The 13,124-nt window shown below is 33.1% G+C and carries 12 protein-coding genes and 1 rRNA gene; 1 reads left to right on the forward strand and 12 read right to left on the reverse strand.

The features are described from left to right. Positions 1 to 132: 132 nt before the first annotated feature. The 10 genes from ABWU64_RS05270 to ABWU64_RS05315 form a co-directional block, all read right to left on the reverse strand. On the reverse strand, positions 133 to 1,467 hold the full coding sequence (locus tag ABWU64_RS05270; protein WP_353279471.1) for a TldD/PmbA family protein: 1,335 nt from the start codon (positions 1,465 to 1,467) through the stop codon (positions 133 to 135). Between the two features lie 18 nt (positions 1,468 to 1,485). Then, positions 1,486 to 2,358 carry an ATP synthase F1 subunit gamma gene (gene atpG / locus ABWU64_RS05275; protein WP_353279472.1) on the reverse strand — a complete coding sequence of 291 codons (873 nt, stop codon included), beginning with the start codon at positions 2,356 to 2,358 and terminating at the stop codon, positions 1,486 to 1,488. 105 nt (positions 2,359 to 2,463) lie between these two features. Continuing rightward, positions 2,464 to 3,687, reverse strand: coding sequence for a tetratricopeptide repeat protein (locus ABWU64_RS05280; protein WP_353274550.1), 1,224 nt, complete (start codon positions 3,685 to 3,687; stop codon positions 2,464 to 2,466). After that, positions 3,684 to 4,415: a hypothetical protein gene (locus ABWU64_RS05285; protein ID WP_353279473.1), complete on the reverse strand. Its 732-nt coding sequence runs from the start codon at positions 4,413 to 4,415 to the stop codon at positions 3,684 to 3,686. Before ABWU64_RS05285 ends, ABWU64_RS05280 begins: the two co-directional genes overlap by 4 nt. Then, positions 4,408 to 5,637, reverse strand: a complete 1,230-nt coding sequence (locus tag ABWU64_RS05290; RefSeq protein ID WP_353279474.1) for a lipoprotein-releasing ABC transporter permease subunit — start codon at positions 5,635 to 5,637, stop codon at positions 4,408 to 4,410. Before ABWU64_RS05290 ends, ABWU64_RS05285 begins: the two co-directional genes overlap by 8 nt. Before the next feature lie 116 nt (positions 5,638 to 5,753). After that, positions 5,754 to 7,055 carry a sugar phosphate nucleotidyltransferase gene (locus ABWU64_RS05295; RefSeq protein ID WP_353279475.1) on the reverse strand — a complete coding sequence of 434 codons (1,302 nt, stop codon included), beginning with the start codon at positions 7,053 to 7,055 and terminating at the stop codon, positions 5,754 to 5,756. A gap of 109 nt (positions 7,056 to 7,164) precedes the next feature. Next, positions 7,165 to 8,409 (reverse strand): hypothetical protein, encoded by a 1,245-nt coding sequence (locus ABWU64_RS05300; RefSeq protein ID WP_341815708.1) that lies wholly within the window; start codon positions 8,407 to 8,409, stop codon positions 7,165 to 7,167. Positions 8,410 to 8,485: 76 nt separating this feature from the next. Continuing rightward, the gene (gene sdhD / locus ABWU64_RS05305; RefSeq protein ID WP_353279476.1) at positions 8,486 to 8,851 is read right to left on the reverse strand and encodes a succinate dehydrogenase, hydrophobic membrane anchor protein; all 366 of its coding nucleotides are present in this window, start codon (positions 8,849 to 8,851) and stop codon (positions 8,486 to 8,488) included. Further along, positions 8,848 to 9,225 (reverse strand): succinate dehydrogenase, cytochrome b556 subunit, encoded by a 378-nt coding sequence (gene sdhC, locus ABWU64_RS05310; protein ID WP_015588184.1) that lies wholly within the window; start codon positions 9,223 to 9,225, stop codon positions 8,848 to 8,850. Before sdhC ends, sdhD begins: the two co-directional genes overlap by 4 nt. Positions 9,226 to 9,327: 102 nt before the next feature. Beyond that, positions 9,328 to 10,831 (reverse strand): 16S ribosomal RNA (locus ABWU64_RS05315). A gap of 153 nt (positions 10,832 to 10,984) precedes the next feature. On the opposite strand from ABWU64_RS05315, the gene ABWU64_RS05320 reads away from it, so the two are divergent. Then, on the forward strand, positions 10,985 to 11,602 hold the full coding sequence (locus tag ABWU64_RS05320; RefSeq protein WP_015588183.1) for a hypothetical protein: 618 nt from the start codon (positions 10,985 to 10,987) through the stop codon (positions 11,600 to 11,602). A 708-nt stretch (positions 11,603 to 12,310) separates the two neighbouring features. On the opposite strand, the gene ABWU64_RS05325 is transcribed toward ABWU64_RS05320, so the two are convergent. Together ABWU64_RS05325 and ABWU64_RS05330 are read right to left on the reverse strand one after the other, a co-directional pair. Continuing rightward, positions 12,311 to 12,454, reverse strand: a complete 144-nt coding sequence (locus ABWU64_RS05325; protein ID WP_041581334.1) for a hypothetical protein — start codon at positions 12,452 to 12,454, stop codon at positions 12,311 to 12,313. Between the two features lie 28 nt (positions 12,455 to 12,482). After that, positions 12,483 to 12,614, reverse strand: a complete 132-nt coding sequence (locus tag ABWU64_RS05330; RefSeq protein ID WP_251373718.1) for a GDSL family lipase — start codon at positions 12,612 to 12,614, stop codon at positions 12,483 to 12,485. Positions 12,615 to 13,124: the final 510 nt, after the last annotated feature.

Genomic DNA, 13,124 nt, shown 5'->3' on the forward strand with positions numbered 1-13,124 from the left:
GAAAAACTTTGAAATTACGATTTAGAATGCTTTAAGCTTAGTTATTGCAACTAAACTTCTATACTCCATAGTCTATTCTTAACATTACATAGTAATAGTACACAATTATTGTACTTAATGCAACTAAAATTTTTAATCACTAAGTGAACCTGCTACTGTCATTTCGCTAACTTTAATCGTTGGTGAATTAAACTGCCCACAGAAAGTTAGGTCATTTGCAACAACTAAATTGCTAAACATATTTTTCAAATTGTCGGCAACAGTAATCTCGTGTATTGGATACGTTATTTTACCATTTTCTATAAAAAATCCGCATGCACCTTGACTATAATCGCCATTGATTAAATTAACACCAAAACCAAATAAATCAGTTATATATACTCCTTCTTTTACTTCTTCAATTAATTCCTTAAATGATCTATTACCATTTTTGAAATAGAAATTACTAGCTGAAGGAATAATTGCAGCATTACTTGCACGAGTTGCATTTGCGGTCGTTTCCAAGTTTAATTTCCTAGCCGAATATAGATCTAAAATCCAGTTTTGCAGTACTCCATTTTTTACAAATTCATTTCTTCTGCTCATTATTCCTTCCCCGTCAAACGGTCTTGATGTTATACCCCTTGGTAACAATGGGTCATCAATAATGTTAATCTCAGTATTAAAAATTTGAGTATTTAAACTATTTCTCAAAAAAGAGCTATTATTTACAATATTGCTACCATTTATGGCAGAAGCAAAGCTCTTTACTAGCTCTTTTGCTGCTCTTTTTTCAAAAACAACCGGAAATTTGCCTGTCCTGATTGTACATGAATCCAATTGATCTATTGCTCTTTTTGCTGCTTCTTTCCCTATTGACTCCGGTGTTTTTAAATCACTGAAGTTGCATGCTACATCGTAATCGTAGCCTATTTTCATTTCACTCTTTTCTCCAGCAACAACAGAAACCTGATTAACAAAAGTTGACTTACTAAATGAACCAACAAAACCAGAAACGGTTGATAATACTGTATTTACTGAAGTATGTGAAGATGAAGCTCCTTCGGAATTAATAATATTTTTATGTGCAAGAGCTGAATTTTCTGTAGCTTCAGTAATTTCTTTTAATTTATCAATTGTTACAACATTATTATCTGAGATATTTAAATCTGCAGAAGAGATATAATTACTGCCATCTACAGCAAAACTAATATAAGGATCTTCCTGGGCATTCTTTGCCATTTCCACCACTTGGCTCACTGCACTACTAAGATTATTCAAATCGTTTGTGGAAATATACGCAGCTTTGTTCTTACCTGCTATAGCTCTAATTCCGACAGTACAGTTTTTAGATTGTGATATTTGTTCAATTTTTGATAGACGCTGAGAAACCGAGGTCTTATTAGTTTCATATATTGTAACTTCTGCGTCTTGATTCTGCTTTTTTATTAGTTTAGTGATATCTGCTGCAATATTTAATATATTCATTTTTCATTCCTTGAGTTTCTATAAAGATTCTGCACCACCTATAACTTCAATCAAATCAGTTGTAATTGCTGCTTGACGAGAACGATTATAAAGTAATGCTAGTTTATTTAGCATTTCTTTTGTATTTCTGTTTGCTGATTCCATAGCAACCATCCTAGCACTATTTTCACTTGCTGCACTTTCAAGTAAAGCAGAATAAAGAGCAGCTGTAACATAATCTTGAGTCAAAGATTTTAAAATAAACTCAATATTTTGTGGTTCATACTCATAGCTGTAATCTGTTAGAGGACTAACTATAGAATTATCAATTAATAATGAGTCTTTACTCCATGGTTTTATTGTTTCTAATATTGGCTTTTGCATGAAGGTATTATAGAATTTACTGTAAAAAACCTTAACTTTATTGTATTTACTTAGATCTATATCACTAACCAAGGCTTCCACACGCTTTAGTGTGATTCCCTTACTATTTTCAACCTTCAAGATATTTTTAGAATTAAATCTATTTTTGCCTGTCTCAAAAGCTTTCTTACCAAAAAAAACAATGTCTACTTTCTTATCATTTGCAATTAATTTGTTTATATGCTCCTGGCTGAATTTAACAACAGAGGAGTTAAGGCTGCCACATAAACCACGATCAGATGCAATAGTAAATACTAGGAAAGAATCTTCATTATTAATATTTAGAATTCTTGCTAGTAACTCTTGATCCGCTGATAGCGCTAGTGAAGAAATAATGCTATGCAGCTTAGATATATGCAATTTTGAATTTGATAATTTCTTTTGGCTTTGTAATAATTTTGCTGCAGAAACCATTTGCATTATTTTCGTAGTTTTCTGTACAGATTTAATATTCTTAATTCTTAAGGATAATTCCTTCAAGCTCTTCATTTCGTATACAACTCCAATTTATTAAAATATATAACTGGTAATGTCTAAAAACAAGTTTTTTTAATATGGAATTGGCCTTTCTTAATAATTAACAAGAGTATTTTACTATAAAGCTTGATTGTATATACAATCAAAATTATTGCAGCTCGAACACTTATAATCCCATTGCTTTAGCTCTCTATTACAACCAGTACATTTCCAACTTGGATCAGGAACAGCTTCTGAGTCCATCTTGTTTAGCCAGTAAATTGCTTGATCATACTCTTGTAGCATAATCTTGAGCTGTACCATAACAAGGTAGATTGATATGTAATTAGCTTTTTTCATAGCAATATCTAAATGCTGACTTGCAAGATCATATTTCCCTAAACTAATTGAAGACAAAGCAAGCAAGCAATAACTAAAATAATAATCAGGGCGTAAGTTATATAGTCTTTCAGCGCCTTTACTATTTAATTTGATATACATTCTAGCTGACTGAGGCGTAGGATTTACTGCATACTCTTCTTCCAGCACTGCAAAAGCTTTTTTGATTCTTCCAAGTTTAATATATAATTCTACTTTTAAGTAATTGATGGGCTGAAAAGCTGTACAGCAACCTTGTGCTCTAAGTAAGGACTTTATAGCCTCTTTAAAATTTCCTTTACTTTCGTATTGCTTTGCTAAAGCACAATAAAAAACTGCCAACATTTTCTTGGAATCAAAGGGAAGAAAGATATTGAACTTAATGGCTTCCTTTAATCTCGAAATTGCATTAACCCAATCTTCTTGCAATACACAATTTTCTATTTGAAGGGGAATAGACAGAATTCTATCATTAATTGAACTAGAGCAATATTCTATGAATTTTCGAAAGACGGACCTTTCTTGCTTTAGGTGAATAATCAGTTTATTAACCAGAAGTAGAGCTAAATTACGATTTTTACTTGCAATACTCATCAAACTATGACTAAAAAAGCTGTAATTTCCCGTTTTACCTGCGTTAAAGAGCTTTACTAAAGATAATTTATCGCCTTCTTCATTTAGATTTTTAATTAGCTTATTGGTGTTCTCTATATTACCTAAGTCTAAGCTAAAGAAAGCTTCAAAGAGAAGCAATTCTTCCCTACTTCTTCTTCTATTTTTTATGTTAGCAAATGTTGATGAAATAGAAGAACAAAAACGTGCAACTGCAATCAATAAAAATAATAAGACTACGCAAGCAAGAATAACGAAATATAGATCAACACTTATAGTGTAATTGCCTAATTCCAGTTTTATTACTTCACCACTTACCTTGATCCACATGCCAAATAAAAACGAAAAAGCAAAAATTATAAAATAAATCATGAGATGTATTGTAATAAATGATGATATATTGTTGACGTATTCTTAGAAGCTACAATAAAACCATTCAATTTATTAAGCCATAACTTGAACTCTGGATGTGTTAAGTCGCCTATTATAGTCGCTATGCTTTGCCAATCATTATCGCTTATTGATTCTTCAATTTCTGCAAATTTTACCTTAAGTGGGTCATCTTGATTATCTATTTTTATCCAATTTGAAATGATTTTTTTTAACAATGTACTTTTATTGTAGTTAATAACAGTAATATTCTTCTCAAAAGAGAATTTTAACTCGTGTAAAGTATCTACTTCTTTCAAATTTTCTAGTTCATTTACTGCATTTTCTATTTCTGGATCGTCAAGCTCTGATATCAAAGGCTTTATTGAATTTATATGATTATCAAACTTGGCTTCTCGCAATAACGAATTCTTCATCTTAATCACAAGTAGCAGCAACTTTGCGAGGTTCTTATGCCTTAAACTATCATCACCTTGCTCACATTGAGTGTGCAGATTTCTCTTTAAGTCAAATATCCTTTTCTCTACTCTAGATTGATTAACTTCAAGCAATACTCTAAGTTCATCCATCTTTTCCGTTAAACCATTTATACTATTTTCACTTTCTTGCTGATTTATTTTGAAAAATATTATGTTATTTATTGCAATATGGCTAACAAATAACAATATAATTAAGAACCAACCTATGCATTTTTTTCGAGTATCATTCATAACGTAATATCTCCGCTGGATCTTGCGCAGCTGCCTGCAATGCAGGAGGAATTGTTGCTAAAAATGACAAGAACAATGCAAGTGCAGAAATGTTCAATACATCTTGAGAAACTAATATCACTGGCAAACTTGAAAAAAAGTATATCATAGGATCAAATAGCTTGATGTTGGTAATGTTTTCTAAAAACACTCTAATATTTTCAATATTGAGAGAAAAAACAACCCCTATAATAGAGCCAAGACAAGTTCCTGTAAAACCAATGAGCAATCCACAAGCACAAAATATGCGCATAATGCTTCCGCTTGTTGCACCAAATGTACGCATAATTGCAATTGCAGATTTCTTTTCTTGCACTATCATCATCAAACTTGAAACAATATTGAATGCTGCTACAACTATAATTAAAGTGAGAATTAAAAACATCACATTTCTTTCAGTCTTTAAAGCATTAACATAATGGCTTTGCTGAGATTGCCAACTTTCAGCTCTCATTCCTGTTTCTTTTGCTATAGCGTTTGCTAGCTTATTAGCCATAGCAATATCATCTACAAACACTTCTATATTTCTCACATTATCTTTATAATTAAAAAAAGCTTGAGCTGACTTTATGGGCATATACATTAAGGTATTGTCGTACTCAAACATACCCATATCAAATATTGCTACAACTTTATATTCTTTCATTTTTGGTATTTCACCAGACAGTGCGTCAAATCCTTCAGGTGATATAAGAATAATGTTATCACCATAATCAATATTCAAAGCTTCTGCTAATCTTGCCCCTACTATGATACCTTCATCGAATTTTTCCACGTTACCCATAATTACATTATTCTTAACGGTAGTGTTATTATGTAAGTCTTTAGTTGACACACCACGGACTACGCTACCCACAATTCCACCATTTGCTGCAACGATCACTTGATCATTGGTCATAGAAGTAGCTTTTAATACACCTGGGATTTTCTCAATAGATTTTAACACTGCGTGGTAATCTGAATTTATGCTTCTATCAAAGTAAACATTAATATGGCCATTAATGCCAAGTACAGAGTCGAGCAGCTTTACTCTGAACCCATTCATTACAGACATTACTACTATTAGCGTTGCAACTCCAAGAGCAATACCAATAATAGAAAACAAGGCCATTATAGAGCAAAATCTAGAATTCTTTGCTCGCAAATAGCGAATAGCCATAGTAAATTCAAAGGCAATAGACATTATACTAAGATTTAAATATCATACTTTTTATGCTTCATATAACTGTAATTTTTCCTTTACCTCAAATTAGGTTGTCTAAATTTAGCAAGCTTATAGAATATATTCAATATTCTATATTAAGACCTTCCATATATATCGTCCAATCTTACTATATCATTATCAGATAAAAACTTTCCTACCTGAAACTCAACTATCTCAAGAGGAAATCTTGTACTTTTATTCTCAATTTTATGAAACACCTTCCTTGGAATCTCTATTACATGATTTTTCGTTATAGCATATGTTTTGTCATCTAAACTAACATATCCAACTCCTGATAGTATTATATGGTACTCATCTCTATAGTGGTGAAATTGCTTAGAAGTGCAGCTTAGTGGATTTATAAAAAGATATTTTATAAGAAAATCCTTGCCCATTAAAACTACACTATAAAATCCCCATGGCTTAATCTCTTTCCTTATTGGCTTTACTTCCTTAACTTTATTAATGAACAACATTAGGCTCTTACTTGGCCGTTTATAAACTCTACCTAGTAAATTTTTTGCATCATTTTCTGTCATCAAAACTGACTCTCTTCCTTTGATTACAGCTTGAAACGACTCAAAATTCTTATTAAATCTCTTACTTAACTCTAAAACTGAACCCCAAGTGCCAACATCCATCCAATCGAAATTGGCTTCTATCATTACAATATTTTCTGCTTTTTCTATCACTAGGTGATCAATAGATGTATCACCCATTCCTGCACAATTTTGCTGTTTTAAATACAGAAATCTCTCTCGTGGTACAAAATGCTTCATACTTTCACAACATAAATTATAGAGAGTCGGAGCAATTTTTTTTATCTCATCTATATAGCGTTTTGCTCTAAACACAAATATTCCAGAGTTCCAATAATGATCGTTACTTACCTTACGCTCGGGTTTTTCTGTAAAATCTTTTACTATATGACATTTTTCTTTCTGACCATATACTGCATTTATATAGCCGTATTCAGAATTGAATTCATGAGGCTTTACCCCAAAAGTGACTATAGAGTCAGTTTCAGAGGCTAGCTTAGACGCTTTCTCAATAGAAACATAAAAACTATTCAAATCACCTATAAAATGGTCTGAAGGCAGAACTAAGATTGTCTCATTCCTATCGCAGAGAAGCACAGCAATTAGTATTGCTGCCGCTGTCCCAATTTTAACTGGTTCAAAAACTACTTTACATTCCTGTAATGCATGTAATTCCTGCATCAATAATGACTCATATTGTATATTTGTGGTAATGATGGGTGGCATATAATCGCCTTTTAGCCTCAACAAAGTGTTGTGAAACATAGTATTCTGACTAAATATTTTCTGAAATTGCTTTGGCTTAGATAGAGGCCAAAGTCTGCTGCCACTACCACCACACAGTATTACAGGGCGCATTTAATTAAGATATTAATTATTTGATTAATATCTTATACTAACGGCAAAATGCATGCAAGTTTTTATTGTGAGATGATTAAAGTAAAAAGTAATTTAAAGTGATGGTTGACTACGAGCGTGATGGAGCCCCTACATTTCGTGACGAATCTTGTCTTCTTTTTATCTCTCCATCAATATGAGGAGTGTTGCTTTTTTGATTAACGGCTGCAGCTATTTTTTCATCAGTTTTGTTTTGCAACTTTTCCTTTAAGCTCTCTCCAACACCTAGTTCTCTAGATTTATCTATACTTTCACTATTTTTGCTCAACCCCTTCTCTAAGTTTTTTTCAATATCTGATTTTCTAGCGTTAAGCTCTTTCCATGTACCCACTATGCTAAGTGGCTTATGATCCTTCTGCTTCGGCTTTGGCCTTTCCCCATTTGTAACAACATTAAAGTCGCTTTTTACTTCTTTCCAACATTCTTTCAATTGGTGTTTCCACATAGTAAGATAAGCATCACCATACTTTTTCTCATTTGCTACAAATAATAAAATTGGAACCTTAAGTATTGTAGCTCCCACATTTACTAAATTTTTTACTACCACTGCAGGAGTGAAAAAAAGATAACCAAAAGATTTTGCAACTTGATTTTTTCTAGCTATCAAATTCTCTCCTAATTTCATAGGAATGAAAGTCAGCATTCTAGCACAAATCTTAGCTAAACCCGCAGCAAAAACAATAGGAACAGATATCAGACTTTTATCTAGCTCTAGACTACCATTTTGATCTCTAATTTCTGAAAAATTAGTGCTTAATTTTTTATAATTACTAGTGTATAGTAATTCTTCATTTCTTCCCTTTTCATCAACAACTCCCTGAACTTTACCCTCTCCATTTTTTACCTTTTTCATTAGCACAGAAGAGTGAGTTAATTCAAACGGATATTTAGGATCATTAGTTTTTTTAGCTTCAAAAATTGGAATATGTTTTTCAAGATCGATTTTTGAAAACTCAAATGGTTTATAGTAGCCATCATAATGCTTAACATCCTTGTTTTTTTCCCGATTACGATTAACTAAAAAGTCAATGGTAAAATAGGACCTATCATCCGTTTTCTCGACAAGAGCTAATTCAAAAATTTTCTTGCCATACAAAAGTTTATATATAGTCTCATCATTACTATTCTTACTTTCTACAACTTTCCCAGATTTTACAATCTGATCGTAATTCTTTGGATATTTGCATTTTCTTCCATCTGTATATGTCATTACCTTTCTAAGATCCTTGACATAAATTTGAGATTCAGATGAAGCAAATAAACCTTTTGCTTTAAGCGTAAAATCTGCTACTCCTTTTTTTAACACCCCAAACATGTTGTCAAACCAAAATCACTATAGCTCAATAATAAAATTAGTAAACTAATAATATATTAACACAGAACTAACAATTTTACAAGAAAATATGCCTATAAAAGAAAAAAGTCGTAAAAGCAAGGACTATATAAGTAATGCTTGATAAGTATTTTATGCATGTAATTGTAAAAATCCTTAGAGGTACGCTGTCTATATAATCTTCACACACTATCTGCATTCCAAGAACTGCATGCCAAAAAATGCAAAACACCAGTATAACAAAAAACAAAAGCTCTAGTGGATGATTAATAGCCTGAAATAATTTTTCATTAAAAGATAAAGGGCTATCAACATAAAATGTGCAAGAAAATGAGTAAATAAACCAAGGAAATAAAAATAACAAAATCACCGCAGAAATACGCTGGACCCACCAATGATGTACTGAATTTACAGATTGACTCATATAAATATAAATAAAAAAGCCATAGTAGAAAGAAATAGCATTATTGTTAGTAACATAGCACTTTTTAAAACACTAGCAATTTCTAAATTAAGCCCAGCATCCCACAATAAATGACGAATACCATTAAGAAAATGATACATAAAGCTTACAAAGCATAAGATATAAGCTAATTTAGCAACAGGAGTGAACAATAATGCATTTAAACACCTTACTATAATTAACTTAGGGGAGTAAACATATAATATAAAATACCAAGAAAGTATGATTAATAAAAGAAATAGCAAGATACCAGTCAATCTATGCATAATAGAAAAAAAACTAGTAACTTGTACTTTATATATTTGTAAATATGGGGAAAGAGGCCTATTACTCATAAAATTTCGTTATTGAGAAATTAAAAAATAAAGTAGAAGTAAAGACAGCAGTATAGTACATAATAACACTATTATTTGAAATGGTGAATTACGTACAAAGCCTAAGGAGGTAATCCAGCTGCAGATTCCCCTACTGCTACCTTGTTACGACTTCACCCCAGTCACTGATCCCACTTTAAATAACTCCTTCCTTGCGGTTAGGCCATTAGCTTCGAGTGAAACCAATTCCCATGGCGTGACGGGCAGTGTGTACAAGACCCGAGAACGTATTCACCGTGGCATGCTGATCCACGATTACTAGCGATTCCAACTTCATGTACTCGAGTTGCAGAGTACAATCCGAACTGAGATGTCTTTTAGGGATTAGCTTAGGCTTGCGCACCTTGCAACCCATTGTAGACACCATTGTAGCACGTGTGTAGCCCACTCCATAAAGGCCATGATGACTTGACATCATCCCCACCTTCCTCCAGCTTATCACTGGCAGTTTCCTTAAAGTACTCAGCATTACCTGGTGGCAACTAAGGATGAGGGTTGCGCTCGTTGCGGGACTTAACCCAACATCTCACGACACGAGCTGACGACAGCCATGCAACACTTGTGTAAAATCCGGCCGAACCGACCCTATCCCTTCGAATAGGTATGATTTCCATGTCAAGAAGTGGTAAGGTTTTTCGCGTTGCATCGAATTAAACCACATGCTCCACCGCTTGTGCGGGTCCCCGTCAATTCCTTTGAGTTTTAATCTTGCGACCGTAGTCCCCAGGCGGAATGTTTAACGCGTTAGCTGTAATACAGAAAGTAAACTTCCCATATTTAACATTCATCGTTTACAGCGTGGACTACCAGGGTATCTAATCCTGTTTGCTCCCCACGCTTTCGCGCTTCAGCGTCAGATTTGAACCAGATAGACGCCTTCGCCACTGGTGTTCCTCCTAATATTTACGAATTTTACCTCTACATCAGGAATTCCTCTATCCTCTTTCAATCTCTAGATTAATAGTTTTAAAAGCAATTCCAAGGTTAAGCCTCGGGATTTCACTTTTAACTTATTAATCAGCCTACGCGCCCTTTACGCCCAATAATTCCGAATAACGCTAGCCCTCTCCGTATTACCGCGGCTGCTGGCACGGAGTTAGCCAGGACTTCTTCTGTGAGTACCGTCATTATCTTCCTCACTAAAAGAGCTTTACAACCCAAAGGCCTTCTTCACTCATGCGGCATGGCTGGATCAGGCTTTCGCCCATTGTCCAATATTCCCCACTGCTGCCTCCCGTAGGAGTCTGGACCGTATCTCAGTTCCAGTGTGGCTGATCATCCTCTCAGATCAGCTATAGATCATTGCCTTGGTAGGCTATTACTCCACCAACTAGCTAATCTAATATAGGCTCATCTAATAGCAATAAATTTTTCCCCCGTAGGGCGTATACGGTATTAGTTGTCGTTTCCAACAATTATTCCGTACTACTAGGTAGATTCCTATACATTACTCACCCGTCTGCCACTAAGTTATACCATAGCAAGCTACAATATAACTCCGTTCGACTTGCATGTGTTAGGCCTGCCGCCAGCGTTCATTCTGAGCCAGGATCAAACTCTCAAATTTAGACTTCAACCTATAAAAGGTTGAGGGTACATCGGATAAATCCGACAAAAAATAATTTAGCTTAATACTGCTGTCTTTATTTCTACTTTAGAAATATTTTAATCTCCAACTATTCAAACAACTTTAAGAGTATTATTATGTGATATAATCACTATGTCAATATGTTTTTGCAAATCAAAAGCATTAATGTATAAATATATAACTATTTGGAATATTACCATGAAAAAATACATCTTTCTGCTTGCACTCGCGCCAATGTTAGTTGGCATCACATTATACTTATTGCGCAACATTGATAACACAAAACAATCTATAACTGCAGGTGACAAGTTTTACGAAGTATTATTCTTAAAAAAAGATAATAAGTCGCTGCTAGAAGAAATAGATTCAAATTGGGAGTATTTAGCAAATTTTGAACGTGCATTCAATCATATCTCAGATTCAATGCCAACAGACACAGCATCTATTATTTATAATGATTTGGCAGACGATAAAGATGCTCCTGATGTTTTGCGTGAGTTAGCACAATACTTAGAATTAATGAGCTTACTTCACTCCAGCGGTGAAAAAACAAATAAAGATAAAATTAGTAATTTAGAATCAAATGCAGTGTACCCTTATTCAAGCCAAGAAGCTATCGCTATAGTAAAGATACACAGTAACGACATTAAAGGTGCAATTGAAATATTGCATTCATTATTAAATGATAGAGAATGTCCGACCCTAATCAAGGCCAATGCACAAGAATTACTTCGGATATACGAAAACTAAAAAACTTGCTTGCATAACAATTTGGCAGCGCATCTGATGAAATAAAGAACTTTACTTGACAAACCTCCCTATTTTATTATGGCACTAAAACTATTTATGACTCAAAATTTGTTTTTGACTGTAGGATCAATCACAAAATCCAGTAAAAACTTAGGTGTTTATTGGTAGATTACGTAAAATTATAGCGATTTTTTAAATTTTTTCTATACTCAGCCAAGTTGCGCTTGTTAGAACATTATTACAGCACCACTTACAGTAATATAGAGTCAAAATTTCACTACTCAGAAGTTCCTTTTACCTTTTTATTTAGTAAGACTTCTCTATATTTATAGTTAATATATCAAAGAATAAACTTCACTAGCAGAATGTCATTCTAGCACTAAAATGACAAAAAGAGGATAAAATCGCAATAGCTATGTATCAAGCACCGTTGTATTTTCTCTATATTTTAGATTATTTTGTTTACCCCCCTCCCTTTACCATTCAGCTACGCAGATAGTTACTACAAACCGTAAAGATATTTAAAAGAAATCTAATTTTTATCAACTCATACATTTCATTACCAACTTCACAACAAGGTTCTGCAGTTGGATAAAAATAATCAAAAAAGAAATAATCCTTTAGTATTTCTGTGCTGCATCCAGAATTATAGTAAGTATCAAGCCTTCCTTTAAATATCAACAAGAGTATCTTTATACTTTTTCCAAATCACCCTACCCTAAACTGGTCTACGATGTTTGATAGGTATGCATCTCGATCATTTAACCCTTTGCTCTTATATTTACCAAGCATACTTTTCACTTTAGAGTTAAGATCGAATGCTTTTATTTCAAGATCTGCACCTTTCTTCATATAATCTAAATCATTAGCTAATTTTGTATTAAAACTCTGTGTAAGCTTTGCAGCCAGCTCTCTTGCTTTTCGTCTTTATTAAAGCTAGTATCAAACCACCCTCAGTCACATTTGCAACAATCACATGCTTTACACCATATTCATTTAGAACCAAATGCATTACATATTTCACTAACCGCTTTATTTCAATACTTTTTCTGCTTTAACATTGTTATAAGCAGTGGCACCCATAATATTATTTCCTCGATTATAATGAAAAATAAAATCTCCTTTACCTACGTCTGGATGATGTTTAATTACTGCGTTTAGCTGATTAACTAAACGAAATTTATTGAGGAAATAAGAAAAAATAGGGTTAAGAATTTCAGATGCTGTTGCATATAAAATCGCATAGTTATGATTTTGCTGTTCATAGTATCGATCAAAAAATGAGCATCTCCATGATGACTTAAATTCTTCTAAACCTAAATACTTTGCTACATATTCAATAACAGTAAGGCCATTGCTAAAAATCCTCCTTAATAAAAAGGGGCATTAAGTTTCACGTTTCTTACAAAGGATAAGTTATTAGAATTTCAATAATTACACCATTATCAGATAAACTATCACCCAGAACACAAAAATTTTTACACTTTGAATTAGAGTTATTATTTTTATTTGCCATAACATT

Origin of the sequence: Wolbachia endosymbiont (group B) of Xanthorhoe designata (assembly GCF_964028585.1) — a bacterium.
Lineage (GTDB): Bacteria > Pseudomonadota > Alphaproteobacteria > Rickettsiales > Anaplasmataceae > Wolbachia.